This window comes from Achromobacter colocynthidis, from assembly GCF_057334535.1.
Map to the genome: position 1 here is coordinate 90,789 of NZ_JBHFIZ010000002.1, position 15,109 is coordinate 105,897.

At 64.1% G+C, this 15,109-nt stretch carries 14 protein-coding genes; 9 read left to right on the forward strand and 5 right to left on the reverse strand.

Annotated features, from left to right (window positions below; translation table 11 throughout):
* Positions 1–6: 6 nt before the first annotated feature.
* From ACE04A_RS00765 to ACE04A_RS00790, 6 genes are all read left to right on the forward strand, one after another.
* Positions 7–333 (forward strand): YbaB/EbfC family nucleoid-associated protein, encoded by a 327-nt coding sequence (locus tag ACE04A_RS00765; RefSeq protein WP_006221090.1) that lies wholly within the window; start codon positions 7–9, stop codon positions 331–333.
* A 21-nt stretch (positions 334–354) separates the two neighbouring features.
* On the forward strand, positions 355–963 hold the full coding sequence (gene recR, locus ACE04A_RS00770) for a recombination mediator RecR (protein ID WP_050449018.1): 609 nt from the start codon (positions 355–357) through the stop codon (positions 961–963).
* 72 nt (positions 964–1,035) lie between these two features.
* Positions 1,036–2,295: a CaiB/BaiF CoA transferase family protein gene (locus tag ACE04A_RS00775; RefSeq protein ID WP_279996666.1), complete on the forward strand. Its 1,260-nt coding sequence runs from the start codon at positions 1,036–1,038 to the stop codon at positions 2,293–2,295.
* Between the two features lie 12 nt (positions 2,296–2,307).
* Positions 2,308–3,348 (forward strand): ABC transporter substrate-binding protein, encoded by a 1,041-nt coding sequence (locus ACE04A_RS00780; protein ID WP_100854936.1) that lies wholly within the window; start codon positions 2,308–2,310, stop codon positions 3,346–3,348.
* On the forward strand, positions 3,341–4,150 hold the full coding sequence (locus tag ACE04A_RS00785; RefSeq protein WP_259249361.1) for an ABC transporter ATP-binding protein: 810 nt from the start codon (positions 3,341–3,343) through the stop codon (positions 4,148–4,150). The genes ACE04A_RS00780 and ACE04A_RS00785 overlap by 8 nt, the downstream gene beginning before the upstream one ends.
* A 3-nt stretch (positions 4,151–4,153) precedes the next feature.
* Positions 4,154–4,948 carry an ABC transporter permease gene (locus ACE04A_RS00790; RefSeq protein WP_259249360.1) on the forward strand — a complete coding sequence of 265 codons (795 nt, stop codon included), beginning with the start codon at positions 4,154–4,156 and terminating at the stop codon, positions 4,946–4,948.
* A gap of 29 nt (positions 4,949–4,977) precedes the next feature.
* On the opposite strand, the gene ACE04A_RS00795 is transcribed toward ACE04A_RS00790, so the two are convergent.
* Genes ACE04A_RS00795 through ACE04A_RS00810 form a run of 4 tightly spaced genes read right to left on the reverse strand, consistent with a single transcriptional unit; the run spans position 4,978 to position 8,796 of the window.
* Positions 4,978–5,553 (reverse strand): biliverdin-producing heme oxygenase, encoded by a 576-nt coding sequence (locus tag ACE04A_RS00795; protein WP_438858881.1) that lies wholly within the window; start codon positions 5,551–5,553, stop codon positions 4,978–4,980.
* A gap of 9 nt (positions 5,554–5,562) precedes the next feature.
* Positions 5,563–6,216, reverse strand: coding sequence for a hypothetical protein (locus ACE04A_RS00800; protein ID WP_447990873.1), 654 nt, complete (start codon positions 6,214–6,216; stop codon positions 5,563–5,565).
* An 8-nt stretch (positions 6,217–6,224) separates the two neighbouring features.
* Complete coding sequence (locus ACE04A_RS00805) at positions 6,225–6,578, reverse strand: response regulator (protein ID WP_485819804.1); 354 nt, start codon at positions 6,576–6,578, stop codon at positions 6,225–6,227.
* A gap of 25 nt (positions 6,579–6,603) precedes the next feature.
* Positions 6,604–8,796, reverse strand: a complete 2,193-nt coding sequence (locus tag ACE04A_RS00810) for an ATP-binding protein (protein ID WP_279996663.1) — start codon at positions 8,794–8,796, stop codon at positions 6,604–6,606.
* Positions 8,797–8,895: 99 nt separating this feature from the next.
* Between ACE04A_RS00810 and ACE04A_RS00815 the strand changes: the two genes are divergently transcribed.
* A complete protein-coding gene (locus tag ACE04A_RS00815; protein WP_100854943.1) occupies positions 8,896–9,423 on the forward strand; it encodes a carboxymuconolactone decarboxylase family protein in 528 nt (175 codons plus the stop codon).
* 93 nt (positions 9,424–9,516) lie between these two features.
* Here ACE04A_RS00815 and tal read toward each other — a convergent pair whose 3' ends face one another.
* Positions 9,517–10,470, reverse strand: coding sequence for a transaldolase (gene tal, locus ACE04A_RS00820; protein WP_259249356.1), 954 nt, complete (start codon positions 10,468–10,470; stop codon positions 9,517–9,519).
* A gap of 204 nt (positions 10,471–10,674) precedes the next feature.
* On the opposite strand from tal, the gene carA reads away from it, so the two are divergent.
* Both carA and carB read left to right on the forward strand, forming a co-directional pair.
* Positions 10,675–11,829, forward strand: a complete 1,155-nt coding sequence (gene carA, locus ACE04A_RS00825) for a glutamine-hydrolyzing carbamoyl-phosphate synthase small subunit (protein ID WP_050449029.1) — start codon at positions 10,675–10,677, stop codon at positions 11,827–11,829.
* 10 nt (positions 11,830–11,839) lie between these two features.
* On the forward strand, positions 11,840–15,085 hold the full coding sequence (gene carB, locus ACE04A_RS00830; protein ID WP_485819788.1) for a carbamoyl-phosphate synthase large subunit: 3,246 nt from the start codon (positions 11,840–11,842) through the stop codon (positions 15,083–15,085).
* Positions 15,086–15,109 lie beyond the last annotated feature (24 nt).

The following is a 15,109-nucleotide window of genomic DNA, read 5'->3' on the forward strand; positions in this document are numbered from 1 at the left end:
TCCATCATGATGAAAGGACAACTGGCCGGCCTGATGCGCCAGGCGCAGCAGATGCAGGAAAACATGAAGAAGGCGCAAGACGCGCTGGCCGAGATCCTGGTCGAAGGCGCCTCGGGCGGCGGCCTGGTCAAGGTCACCATGACCTGCCGCCACGACGTCAAGCGCGTCGTGATCGACCCGTCGCTGCTGGGCGACGACAAGGACATGCTGGAAGACCTGGTTGCCGCCGCGTTCAACGACGCGCTGCGCAAGGCCGAAACCACGTCGCAGGAAAAGATGGCGGGCGTCACCGCCGGCATGCCGCTGCCCCCGGGCATGAAGCTGCCGTTCTGATCAAGGCTGCCCTGGGCTGCAATGGATCCCTTACTGCCTGAACCCGAACCGCTGGTGTCCCTGATCGAGGCGCTGCGGCGCCTGCCCGGCGTGGGCGTCCGATCAGCCCGGCGCATGGCTTATCACCTGTTGCAGCATGACCCGCAAGGCGCGGACATGCTGGGGCGGGCGTTGGCCGGCGCGGTGCGGGACTTGAAACATTGCGCCCGTTGCAACAGCTTTTCCGAAGACGAGGTCTGCGGCACCTGCGCCAACCCCAAGCGCGACCCGTCGCTCTTGTGCATCGTGGAAACCCCGGCCGACCAGAACATGATCGAGTCCAGCCACGGCTACCGTGGCCTGTACTACGTGCTGATGGGCCGGGTGGCGCCGCTTGAGGGCATCGGCCCGCGCGAGCTGGATTTCGATCGCGTCATCAAGCGCGCAACCGATGGGGTGGTGCAGGAAGTCATCCTGGCCACCAACTTCACCGCCGAAGGCGAAACCACCGCCCACTTCCTGGGCGAAGCACTTGGTGAACGCGGCCTGCGCGTTACTCGCCTGGCGCGTGGCGTGCCCGCGGGCAGCGAACTTGAATACGTGGATGCCGGCACCATCGCCTGGGCGCTGATGGAGCGCAAGACCACCTGATCCAAGGCTCGCAACGTTAAAACAGCCACCGGCAACGTACCGGCTCGGCACGAAACGTGAGGAAGACAAACCATGTCAGCGCTGACCGGACTGAAAGTCCTGGAACTCGGCACGCTTATCGCCGGCCCCTTTGCCGCGCGCATCTTCGGCGAATTCGGCGCCGACGTCATCAAGGTGGAAACGCCGCACGGGCCGGATGGCACGGGGGGTGGCGACCCCATTCGCAGTTGGCGCCACCTGCACGAGGGCAATTCGCTCTGGTGGACGGTACAGGCGCGCAACAAGCAATCCATCGCCCTCAATCTGAAAGACCCACGCGCGCAGGAAATTGCCCGCAAGCTGGCGCTGGACGCCGATGTCGTGGTGGAAAACTACCGGCCCGGCGTGCTGGAAAAGTGGGGCTTGGGCTTTGAGCAACTGCGCGCCATCAACCCGGCGTTGATCATGGTGCGCTTGTCGGGCTACGGCCAGACCGGCCCCATGAAAGACCAGCCCGGCTTTGGCGCCATCGGCGAATCGATGGGCGGTCTGCGCTATGTCTCGGGCCATCCTGACCGCCCCCCGCTGCGGGTCGGCATTTCCATCGGCGACTCCATCGCCGCGCTGCACGGCGTGATCGGCGCCATGATGGCGCTGCGCCACCGCGACGCCACGGGCGGGCGGTGGAACGGCAAGACGGGCGATGCCTGCCAGGCGGGGCAGGGGCAGATGGTGGACGTGGCCTTGTACGAAGCCGTCTTCAACATGATGGAGAGCCTGGTGCCCGAATACGACGTGGCCGGCGTGGTGCGCGAGCGTACCGGCGGCGCGCTGCCGGGCATCGTGCCATCAAATACCTACACCACCCGCGACGGCCAGAACATCGTTATCGCGGGCAATGGCGACGCCATCTTTCACCGCCTGATGCGCGCCATCGGCCGCGACGACCTGGCCGAAGACCCCGACCTGGTGCGCAACGATGGGCGCGCGCGCCGCGTGGAAGAAATCGACGGCGCGATCCAGCAGTGGTGCAACGGCCGCAACATCGACGAGGCGCTGGGCACGCTCAAGGGCGCCGATGTGCCGGTCGGAAAAATCTACAGCGTGGCCGATATGTTCAGCGATCCGCAGTTCCTGGCGCGCCGCATGATCGAACAACATCAGCTTGCCGACGGCAGTCCCGTGAAGCTTCCCGCAGTGGTTCCCAAGCTGTCGGAAACCCCTGGCCAGACGCGCTGGGTAGGCCCGAAATTAGGGGAACATACCGAGGAAGTCCTGAAAGCGCTGGGGTATGATTCAGCGGCTATTGACGAGCTGGCGAAGACCGGCGCTATCGGTAAACCCGACAACTAAGGAGACAACCCAATGTCAGTTACTCGCCGTGACTTGCTCAAGATGGCTGGCGCCGCCGGCGTCATGGGCATGGCACCCGCCATCGTGCGGGCTCAGAAGCTTGAGAAGACCAAAGTCCAGATCGCCGTGGGCGGCAAGCCCCTGATCTATTACCTTCCGCTGTCCATCGCGGAAGCCCGCGGCTACTTCAAGGACGAAGGGCTGGACGTCAGCATCGCCGACTTCGCGGGCGGCTCCAAGGCCCTGCAAGCCGTGGTGGGTGGCAGCGCCGACATCGTGTCGGGCGCCTTCGAACACACGCTGTCGATGCAGTCCAAGGGCCAGGCCTACCGCGCCTTCGTGCTGCAAGGCCGCGCGCCGATGATCGGCGTGGGCGTGTCCAAGAAGAACCTGCCCAACTACAAGGGCGCCGCCGACCTCAAGGGCAAGAAGATCGGCGTGACCGCGCCGGGTTCGTCCACCAACATGGTCGTCAGCTTCTTCCTGGCCAAGCATGGCTTGAAGGCCTCTGACGTTTCCATCATTGGCGTGGGCGCCGGCGCGGGTGCCGTGACGGCGTTGCGCAGCGGCCAGATCGACGCCATCTCCAACACCGACCCCGTGGTGTCGATGTTGCAGATGCCGGGCGACATCGAGATCATTGTCGACACGCGCACGCTCAAGGACACGCAGGACATCTTCGGCGGCAATATGCCGGCCGGTTGCCTGTACGCGCCGCAAGCGTTCATCGACGCCAATCCGAACACCACCCAGGCGCTGGCCAATGCAATGGTGCGCGCCGACAAGTGGATTCAGAAGGCAGGTCCGGATGAAATCGCCAAGGTCGTGCCGGAAACCTATCTGCTGGGCGACCCGGCCATCTACAAGGCCGCCATCGCGAAAAGCCTGGAAGGCCTGTCGCCCGACGGCATGATCCCCGAGGACGGCGCGGCCACGGCGCTCAAGGCGCTGGCCGCGTACCAGGCGGAGTTCAACGCGTCGAAGATCGACCCGTCGAAGGTCTGGACCAACGATTTTGCTCGCCGCGCCAACGAGAAGTACGCCAATGGTTGAAGCCGCACTATCGCTGGAAAATATCAGTTGCACCTTTGTTTCGCGCGACGACCGGTCGCAGCGCTACACCGCCGTCAGCGACACAACTCTGGCCATTGCGCCGGGTGAGTTCGTGTCGGTGGTGGGCCCGACCGGCTGCGGTAAGTCCACCTTGCTCAATGTCGGCGCCGGCTTGCTGGCGCCGTCGAGCGGGCAGGTGAAGGTCTTCGGCCAACCCTTGTCCGGCATCAATGAGCGTGCGGGCTACATGTTCCAGGGCGAAGCGCTGTTGCCCTGGCGCAGCGCGCTGGACAACGTGGTGGCCGGCCTGGATTTCGCCGGCGTGCCACGCCCCGAAGCGCTGGAGCGCGGGCGGGAGTGGATGCGTCGTGTGGGGCTGGGCGGCTTCGAAAGCCGCTATCCGCACCAGATGTCGGGTGGCATGCGCAAGCGCGCCATGCTTGCCCAGACGCTGATCCGCGACCCCGACATCATCCTGATGGACGAGCCGTTTTCCGCCCTGGACATCCAGACGCGCCAGTTGATGGAAAACGAAGTCCTGGACTTGTGGATGGCCAAGCGCAAGGCCGTGCTGTTCATCACGCACGACCTGGACGAAGCCATCGCGATGAGCGACCGCGTGATCGTGCTGTCGGCCGGTCCCGGCACGCACCCCATCGGGGAATTCGCCATTGACCTGCCGCGTCCGCGCGACGTGGCCGAGGTACGCGCCCATCCGCGCTTCGTTGAACTGCACTCGGCCATCTGGGCGGTGCTGCGCGAAGAAGTGCTCAAGGGCTATGCCCAACAGAAGCGAGCCTGAGGTATGTCGAAGTCACTTAAATCCGGTTCCGCCAGCTTGCGCTTCTGGCAACTGCTGTTGCTGGTCGTCATCCTGGGCGTCTGGCATTTCGCGGCACGCGATCCCAAGATCGCGTTCTTCTTCGGTGAACCCTTGAAGGTTTGGGGCCGCATCTGGGCCTGGTTCGTCACCAACGCGGACATCTACACGCACTTGTGGGTGACCCTGACCGAAACCGTGCTGGCCTTTTTCATCGGCACCATCGCGGGCTTGGGCTTTGGCCTGTGGCTGGGCTTGTCGCCGCGCGCAAGCGCAATCCTCGACCCCTACATCAAGGCCGCCAACTCGATGCCGCGCGTCATTTTGGCGCCTATTTTCGGCATGTGGTTTGGCTTGGGGATCTGGTCGAAGGTGGCGCTGGCGGTCACGCTGGTGTTCTTCATCGTGTTCTTCAACGTCTACCAGGGCGTGCGCGAAGTCAGCCCAACCCTGCTCGACAATGCCCGCATGCTGGGCGCGCGCAAGCGTCAGTTGCTGCGCCACGTCTATCTGCCGTCGGCCACCAGCTGGGTGTTTTCCAGCCTGCATACGTCCGTGGGCCTGGCCTTCGTGGGCGCGGTGGTGGGGGAATACCTGGGCTCGGCAAGCGGCGTGGGCTACCTCATCCTGCAGGCCGAAGGCACGTTCGACGTGAACACCGTGTTCGCGGGCATCGTGGTGCTGACCGCGTTTGCGCTGGTGCTGGACTACATCGTCGGCGTGGGTGAAAAGCGCTTGATGAAGTGGCAGCCCAAATCGGGCGAAACCGAAAAGCTGTAATCAACCGGCGCGGCCGCGCCGCGAACCGTTCAGGTTCGCAGCGCGTGCCGGCTGTGCAGCCAAGCCGTCAGGCTGTCGAAGGCGTCACGCGCGCCTTGCAAAGCGTGGTCTTCGCGCCCTTGGGCGCCGGCCTCGCTATCCAGAAACTGTAGAAACGTCTTCCACATCGGGCCCAGCGCGTCGCCATAGCCGCGCAGATAGCGCAGCGGCAGCGCGGGCGTGACATCGGCCAGGTGCTTAGCCAGAAAGCGTCCGCCCAGTTGCGACCCTTCCACGACGTATGCAACCCCCAACGCATAGGCGTCGGCCGCCTCGATACGGGGCGCGTCAGCGCAGTACGACACCGGTGCCGCGTCACCAGCGGCGGCCAGGTCGGCACGGATCCAATCGCTTTTTCCGGCGCGCGCGGAGGCTTGCAGGCTGTGGGGCCAGTCCAGTTGCCACAGGCGCTGTTCCAAGGGTTCCAGCCAGCCCAGCAACGCGCGCAGATAGTTCAAATAACCGGCGCGGTCCATCTCGCCGCTGGTCAGGGCCAAGCCCTGATCCAACGCTTCGTGCCTGTCGCGCGTGCCGTCTCGAAGCCGTTGGTGTACGGGCGAAATCATGGCGGTTGCTTATTGCTCTTGGTTGGCAACAGGCAGGTGCAACGACCAGCACTGCGCTTGGCGCTCCAGGCGCCAGCCGGATACCGCCGCCAGCAGTTCCACTTCTTCGGGGGCAAAGGCGGGTTGCTCGGACGGCGCCGTCGACGCCAGGCTGTTCGGAAAATGCACATGCCAGGCATCGGGCTGCGAACAATCCAGCGTCAACGCGGCGTCGGCAGGCAGGACGGACAGCAGGCTCAGCAGCCATGCCAGCAGCAGATACCGCGAGGTGAATTGCGGCACCTGAATGTCGGCCGCGTCTTCGGGCCAGACGATGCTATGACGCGACAGCAGCAGATGCGAAAACATCAGCTTGCGGCACTCGCGCAGCAGGGCTTCGATGGACGTGGTGGCGTCGCTGTCCAGCAGCCATTGGTCCAGTTCGCGCACGATGGTGACGCTGTCTTCCAGCATGCCGGTCAGGTCGCCCGCCAGGCGATGGCAGCGCTGCTGCAAGGCGTCGGCATCCGCGCCGTCCGGGGTTTGGCGCAGCATCGCGGCGGCCAGCGTGGCGTTGGACAGCGGGCCCACGACTTCGTGGCGCAGCACCGGGAACACCTGGGCCAGCACTTTGAACCGCACACCTTGCGCGGCAAGGGCGTCCAGGGGGTTGGCGATAGACATGGGCGGCCCTAGTGAGTCTGTTGCAAGATGGCCAGCAGCGCGTCGGGGGCGGCGGGCTTTTCGATCCAGCCGTCGAACATGCCGTCCGCGTCACGGCGCTCGTGGCGCGCCAGGCCGCTCAGGGCATAGATGCGCGGTGGTGCGCCGCGCGAGCGCAAGCGGGACGCCAACTCATAGCCGTCCATATCAGGCAGCAGGATGTCAACCAGCACGGCTTCGGGGCTGAAGCCGTCAATCATGTCGAGGGCGGCTTCGCCTGAGGCGGCGCAGCGCGTTTCCACGCCTGAAAGCGCCAGGAACTCGGCAAGCAGCTCCGAGCCCATTTCATTGTCGTCAACCAGCAGGACGCGAACTGCGCGCACTTCGTTCAAAAGGTGTCTCCAAGGTTCAAGGGGCGGGCGTGTCGCGCACGTCGCGCGGCAGCCTCACCGTAAAAATGACCAGGCCGTCTCGGCACGCAACCGAGATCTCGCCGTCATGGCCGCGCACGACCTGTTCGGCGATATACAGGCCCAGCCCCAGGCCGTTGCGGTTGCGCGACTGGCCCAGCGATTCGGGTTTGAAAGGCGAAAAAAGGTGCGTCAACACCTCTTGCGCAATGGGCGCGCCATGGTTGATGACGCGCAATTCTATGTCGTTGCCGCGCTGGTGCGCCTGAACAATGATGGGCTGGCGCGGCGCGCCGTGCTGGCGCGCGTTGCTCATCAGGTTGGTCACAACCTGGGCGATGCGATCGGTGTCGGCCATCAGCATCAAGCCGGGTTCCACATCGGGTTCGATGCGCAAGCCGGGGTAGGCCTGCCGCTTTTCGTCGATCAGCCCGTTGACCAGATCGCTCAGGGCGCACGGCCGCTTTTCGATGCCCAGGCCCATGCCGCCCTGTAGACGCGATAAATCCAGCACCTGTGAAATCAGGCGCTGCATGCGGCCGCTGGAATAACGGATGCGTTCGCCCATGCGCGCGCCGGAATCCGTTTTGGACAGCAGCGTGGCGGCCATGGAAATGGATTGCAATGGGTCACGCAGATCATGGCCCAGCATGGCCAGCAGCGCGGTGCGCGCGCGGTCGACGTCGGCGGCCCGGCTCGTGGCAATGTGGGAAAGTTCGTCGCGCAGATTGTCAGCGGCTTCCAGTTCGGCGGGCAGCCACGGGGTGCAGGTATTGCGCACCACTTCGCGCCAAGCCTCAAAAGAGCCGCGCGGCGTCAGGCGCGGGCCTTGGTTGCCGACCGCGTATTGCTTTTCGGGCTTGCCGCCCCACACCAGCGTTTCGATCTGCTCTTTGCGCAGCCAGATCAGCCAGCCGTTGTTCATCGGGTCGAACTTGCAGGCCAGCAGGCCGGCATAAGGGACCAGATCGGTTTGCAGGTCGGGGTAGTCGAGGGCGATGTTGTCGGTATGCACCAGGCGCTGGCCGCTTTGGTCCAGCGCGCACAGAATGCCCGACAACTCGCCGCGCGGCGCGATGCCGCCAAACACCGTGACGCTATTGCCCCACAGGCACAGCGCGGCATCGTTCGCGATCAGCGACGCGGGCGTGTCCGGCCCGCTCGACAAGGCCATATGCAGGTTTTCGGAGGCGGAGGCGCGTTCGGTCAGCTGGCTGACCAAGGCCGCATTGCGGCGGGCCTGGGCGGCGCGTTCAGCCCCTTCGATATTGGCCAACGCGGCGGACAGCACTTGCGCCAGCGCTTCGCAGGCCAGGCGCGCGGGGTAGGGGATGGGGCGGGGCCCATGGTGGTGGCAGGCAATCATGCCCCACAGCCGGTCCCCGATCACGATCGACAGGCTCATTGATGCCTGCACGCCCATGTTGGCCATGTATTCCAGGTGGATCGGCGACACGCTGCGCAACACCGAAAAGCTCATGTCCAGCGGCTGCGCGGCCGCCGCGGGCGCGCCCAGCACGCGCACCGGCGCGTAACGTGCATCGGCAATCTGGCGCAGCGTGTTCACGGTGTACAGACGGCGCGCCTGTGCAGGGATGTCGCCCGCGGGATAGCGGCGGCCCACCCAGTCTTCCAACGATTCGTGGCGTTCTTCCGTGACGATTTCCCCGCTGTCGTCGGGATGAAAACGGTAGGCCATGACGCGATCGAAACCGGTGGCGCGGCGCACCTCGCGCACGGCGCTCTTGAGCAAGCCGGCGATGTCACGCTCGCGGCGTACACGTTCGATGCTGCGGTAAATGCGTGCGGGGTCGGCGACGCTCTCGCCGACCTGGACGCGTTGCTCCAGTTCGATAATCGTGAGGCCGTCGCTATTGCGGTGGCCGATCACGTCGTACGTAGCGTCGTTCAACGCAAGCGCGAAGGGGTCGAAAACGGGATCGGACTTGTCCAGCCACACCGTCAGGTACTCGGCCAGGCTGGCGGGCAGCGCGCCTGGCAGGCAGCACTCGCCCAAGGTTAGCGACACCCCCAGCACGGCAGGCGCATTTTCGCTGGCAAATTGCAGCACGCCATCCGCGTCGAACGCCAGCAACGCTCCCAACGGCTGGATGGCGCCCGGTATATGTATCGGTTCGCTGTCGCAGTTGGCGAGCGTGACTGGCGTGGGGGATTGGGTTGGCGCATTCATTGTGGGTGGGGTACCTGGGACGCGCAATGAGCTGTCATTATGTCAAATATATTGTTCGAATGTATGCATTTGCAGCCCCTTCGACTCTCTGGAGCGCCCATGGCCCGTCTTCCCTACGCCGATCTGTCTCATCCCGAAGCACGTCCCCTGGTGGACCGCATCGTTGCCGAACGGGGCAGCGTGCTTCATCTGTACCAAATGCTGCTACATAGCCCCGCCGTGGCCGGAGGCTGGTTGAACTACCTGACGTCCATTCGGCAACTAAGTACCTTGCCCGGCGACGTGCGCGAACTGGTCATCATGCGCGTCGCCGCGCTAAACGGCGCGCCCTACGAGGCCGATCAGCACGCGCCGATCGCGCTTAAAGAAGGTGTGTCGCAAGCCCAGTTGGATGCCCTGGGCGATTGGGAGAACTCAACGCTGTTCGACGAGCGCGAGAAAGCCGTACTGGCCTACACCGACGCCATGACGCGCAACGTCCAGGTGCCGGAACCGGTGTTTCAGGCGGCCCGCGCGGCTATGGGCTCGGAAAAGCTCATCGTCGAACTGACCGCGACGGTCGCGGCCTACAACATGGTGTCGCGCTTTTTGGAAGCGTTGCAGGTGCATTCGCACGACCACCGCTAAGCTCATCGCTAAACAGGCAGGCCATCAGGCGTGTCAGCAAGTAGCGTGCCCAAAGTCTGGGCACGCTTGTTTTTTTAGCTGAAAGTAGATGGCTCAGCGGCGCTGAGCGTCGATCAATGCATCCAGCTTCACCGCGTCGGCGACGAACAGGCGGATGCCTTCGGACAGTTTTTCGCTGGCCATCGCGTCGTCGTTGAGCAGCGTGCGGAAGCTGACTTCGTCCGCGCCGATACGATCAATGGCGGGGCCCGTGTCGTCGGCGCGCAATTGCGCCGGTGCATCGCCTTGCGTGCCGGCCAACTGATTGAGCAAGTCCGGGCTGATGGTCAGCAGATCGCAGCCCGACAGCGCCAGGATCTGGCCCACGTTGCGGAAGCTGGCGCCCATGATTTCGGTAGAAATGTCGTGCTGCTTGTAATACCGGTAGATGCGCGTCACCGACAGCACGCCCGGATCTTGCGGCCCGGCGTTATCGGTTTCCACCCACGCGGCGCCGGCGCTTTTCTTGTGCCAGTCGTAGATGCGGCCAACAAAAGGCGAAATCAGCTGCACGCGCGCGTCGGCGCAGGCCACGGCCTGGGGCAGCGAAAACAGCAGCGTCAGGTTGCAGCGCACGCCTTCGGCTTGCAGGGCGCGGGCGGCCTGGATGCCTTCCCAGGTGGACGCGATCTTGATCAGCACGCGCTCGCGCGGCACGCCGGCGGCTTCGTACAGGGCGATCAGGCCGCGCGCACGCTCGATGGTGGCGCGGGTGTCGAACGACAGGCGGGCATCCACTTCGGTGGACACGCGGCCCGGCACGATATTCAGGATGGCGCGGCCAAAGGCCACCAGCAGGCGGTCGACCAGTTCCGGCGCGGACGCACCCGGATGATCGCGCACGGTGTGTTCCAGCAGGGGGCGGTAAGCATCCTGCTGAACGGCTTTAAGAATAAGGGACGGATTGGTGGTGGCGTCGGTGGGGCGCAACGCCTTCATGGCTTCGAAATCGCCGGTGTCGGCGACAACGGTGGTGTGGTTGCGCAAGGCGTCAAGTTGGCTGGGCATGGACAAGGTGCGGCTCACAACGGCAAGGGTTGAAGATTCCCTAGCGTATCACTGCCTTTGGTGTCTCGCCGTCGCCCACAAGCCGGAGGTCGCGCAGGGGCCAATCAGCGATTCCGGCCTTATTTGGCGCGGTTCGCCGGGGAATTTGCCCGGTCAAGGTATAATCCGAAGGTTTGATTATCGATTCTAAAACCGGGGTTTACTGTGCTGCCGCAACTTTTTCCCGAGGGGATCAACCGCTTCCCTCCTGCAATTCTGGCTCTGGCGGACGGTACCATTTTTCGAGGCGTGTCGATCGGTGCGCCTGGGGCTACCGTTGCCGAAGTGGTGTTCAACACCGCGATGACCGGGTACCAGGAAATTCTCACCGATCCCAGCTATAGCGGTCAGATCGTTACGCTGACCTATCCGCACATTGGCAACACCGGCGTCAACGCCGAAGACGTGGAAGCCAATCGCGTCTATGCCGCCGGACTCGTGGTCCGCGACTGTCCCGCCCGCGTGTCGAACTTCCGTTCCACGCAATCCCTGCCCGACTATCTGGCCGCGCAGGGCATCGTTGCCATTTCCGGCATCGACACCCGCAAGCTCACGCGCATCCTGCGTGAAAAAGGCGCCCAGGGCGCCTGCATCTTCGTCGGCACCGACGCCGAGCGCGCCGTTGAAATGGCGCAGGGCTTTGCCGGCATGGCCGGCCAGGACCTGGCCAAGGTCGTGTCGCAGAAAGCCAGCACCGAATGGACCGAAGGCACCTGGCAGTTGGGCGAAGGCTTCTCCAAGCCCGACCAATCCAAGTTCCACGTCGTCGCTTACGACTTCGGCATCAAGACGAACATCCTGCGCCTGTTGGCCGATCGCGGTTGCCGCCTGACCGTGGTGCCGGCGCAAACCAGCGCCGAAGACGTCCTGAAGCTCAATCCCGACGGCGTGTTCCTGTCCAACGGCCCCGGCGACCCCGAGCCTTGCGACTACGCCATCGACGCCACGCGCACGTTCCTGGACAAGAAGCTGCCGGTCTTCGGCATCTGCCTGGGCCATCAGATCATGGGCCTGGCCGTGGGCGGCAAGACGCTCAAGATGAAGACGGGCCATCACGGCGCGAACCACCCCGTGCAAGACTTGCAGTCCAAGCGCGTGTTCATCACCAGCCAGAACCACGGCTTCGCGGTCGATGCGGCCAGCCTGCCGGCCAATGCGCGCGTCACGCACGTGTCGCTGTTCGACGGCACGCTGCAGGGCTTCGAGCTCACCGACCGCCCGGCCTTCTGCTTCCAGGGTCACCCCGAAGCCAGCCCGGGTCCGCACGACATCCTTGAACTGTTCGACAAGTTCATCGCCCTGATGTCCGGCCAAAAGTAAAGATTGCATCATGCCCAAGCGTACAGACCTAAAAAGCATACTCATCATCGGCGCCGGCCCCATCATCATCGGGCAGGCCTGCGAATTCGACTATTCCGGCGCACAGGCGTGCAAGGCGCTCAAGGCCGAGGGTTACCGCACCATCCTGGTGAACAGCAACCCCGCCACGATCATGACGGACCCGGAAACGGCCGACGTCACCTACATCGAGCCCATCACCTGGCAAGCGGTTGAAAAAATCATCGAGCGTGAAAAGCCCGATGCGCTGCTGCCCACCATGGGCGGCCAGACCGCGCTGAACTGCGCGCTGGACCTGGCCCACCACGGCGTGCTGAAAAAGCACAACGTGGAACTGATCGGCGCTAACGAGCACGCCATCGAAAAGGCCGAAGACCGCCAGAAGTTCAAGCAGGCCATGACCGACATCGGCCTGGAATCGGCCAAGTCGGGCGTCGCCCACAGCATGGACGAAGCCTGGGAAGTGCAGCGCCGCATCGCTTCCGAAGTTGGTACCTCGGGTTTCCCGGCCGTCATTCGCCCCAGCTTCACCATGGGTGGCTCGGGCGGTGGTATCGCCTACAACGCCGAAGAATTCGAAACCATCTGCCGCCGCGGCCTGGAAGCCTCGCCGACCAGCGAACTGCTGATCGAAGAATCCTTGCTGGGCTGGAAGGAATTCGAGATGGAAGTGGGCCGCGACAAGGCGGACAACTGCATCATCGTCTGCTCGATCGAAAACCTGGACCCGATGGGCGTGCACACCGGTGACTCGATCACCGTGGCGCCGGCCCAGACGCTGACCGACAAGGAATACCAGATCATGCGTAACGCATCGATCGCGGTATTGCGCGAGATCGGTGTGGATACGGGTGGCTCGAACGTGCAGTTCGCGGTCAACCCGCGTGACGGCCGCATGATCGTCATCGAGATGAACCCGCGCGTGTCGCGTTCGTCGGCGTTGGCATCCAAGGCCACCGGCTTTCCCATCGCCAAGGTCGCCGCGCGCCTGGCCGTGGGCTACACGCTGGACGAGCTCAAGAACGAAATCACCGGCGGCGCCACGCCCGCCTCGTTTGAACCGTCGATCGACTACGTCGTCACCAAGGTGCCGCGTTTTGCCTTCGAAAAATTCCCCACCGCCGACGCGCGCCTGACCACCCAGATGAAGTCCGTGGGTGAAGTCATGGCCATCGGCCGCACCTTCCAGGAATCGTTCCAGAAGGCGCTGCGTGGCCTGGAAGTCGGCGTCGACGGCCTGAACCAGAAAACCACCGACCGCGAAAAGCTGCAAGTCGAACTGGGCGAGCCCGGTCCGGAACGCATCTGGTACGTGGGCGACGCCTTTGCGCAAGGCTTCACGCTGGACGAAGTGCACAACATCACGCACATCGACCCGTGGTTCCTGTCGCAGATCAAGGAAATCGTCGACATCGAACTGGCGTTGGAACAAAAGACGCTGGCCGACCTGGACTACGCCACGCTGTGGGAACTGAAGCGCCGTGGTTTTTCCGACCGCCGCCTGGCGTTCCTGCTGGATTCCGCTGAATCGGAAGTGCGCAAGCTGCGTCACCAGTTGAACGTGCGCCCGGTCTACAAGCGCGTGGACACCTGCGCCGCCGAATTCGCCACCCGCACCGCGTACATGTACTCCACGTACGAGGAAGAGTGCGAATCCGCCCCCACCGATCGCAAGAAGATCATCGTGCTGGGCGGTGGCCCGAACCGTATCGGCCAGGGCATTGAGTTCGACTACTGCTGCGTGCATGCCGCGCTGGCGCTGCGCGACGACGGGTACGAGACCATCATGGTCAACTGCAACCCGGAAACTGTGTCCACCGACTACGACACGTCCGACCGCCTGTACTTCGAACCGCTGACCTTGGAAGACGTGCTGGAAATCGTCCACAAGGAAAACCCGGTCGGCATGATCGTCCAGTACGGCGGCCAGACCCCGTTGAAGCTGGCCCGTGCCCTGGAAGCCAACGGCGTGCCCATCATCGGCACCAGCCCGGAATCCATCGACGTTGCTGAAGACCGCGAACGCTTCCAGAAGCTGCTGAACAAGCTGGGTCTGCGTCAGCCGCCCAACCGCACCGCGCGCACCGAAGGCGAGGCCCTGGCCCACGCCACCGAGATCGGCTACCCGCTGGTCGTGCGCCCCAGCTACGTGCTGGGCGGCCGCGCCATGGAAATCGTGCACGAGCAGCAAGACCTCGAGCGCTACATGCGTGAGGCCGTGAAGGTCAGCAATGACTCGCCCGTGCTGCTGGACCGCTTCCTGAACAACGCTACCGAAGTCGACGTGGACTGCCTGGCCGATGGCGAAACCGTCTTCATCGGCGGCGTCATGGAACACATCGAGCAGGCCGGCGTGCACTCGGGCGACTCGGCTTGCAGCCTGCCGCCTTACTCGCTGTCGGCGGAAGTCATCGCCGAGATCAAGCGCCAGACCACGATGATGGCCAAGGCCTTGAACGTCAGCGGCCTGATGAACGTGCAGTTCGCCATCCAGGGCGGTGACGTCTACGTGCTGGAAGTGAACCCGCGCGCCTCGCGTACGGTGCCCTACGTGTCCAAGGCCACCGGCCTGCAACTGGCCAAGATCGCCGCGCGCGCCATGGCCGGCCAGACGCTGGCGGCGCAAGGCATCACCAAGGAAGTCGTGCCGCCTTACTTCTCGGTCAAGGAAGCCGTGTTCCCGTTCGTGAAGTTCCCGGGCGTGGACACCATCCTGGGTCCGGAAATGAAGTCGACCGGCGAAGTGATGGGCGTGGGCATGAGCTTCGGCGAAGCCTTCGTGAAGTCGCAATTGGCTGCTGGCGTGCGCCTGCCGGAATCCGGCACGGTGTTCATCAGCGTGAAGAACCAGGACAAGCCCCGCGCCGTGGAAGTGGCGCGCGGCCTGCATGCCATGGGCTTCAAGCTGGTTGCCACGCGCGGCACGGCGGCCGAAATTGAAACCGCGGGCATTCCGGTGCAAGTGGTCAACAAGGTCACCGAAGGCCGTCCGCACATCGTCGACATGGTGAAGAACGGCGAAATCGCGCTGGTCATCAACACCGTCGAAGAACGCCGCAACGCCATCGTTGATTCGCGCACGATCCGTACGCAATCGCTGGCTGCCCGCGTCACCTTCTTCACCACTATCGCCGGCGCCCGCGCCGCGGTCGAAGGCATGCAGTATCTGCGCCAGGGTCTGGGCCTGCAGGTGTATCCGTTGCAGGAACTGCACGCATCGCTTAGCGGTCAAGACTGACGCGATAGCGCCAAGCCTACGGGC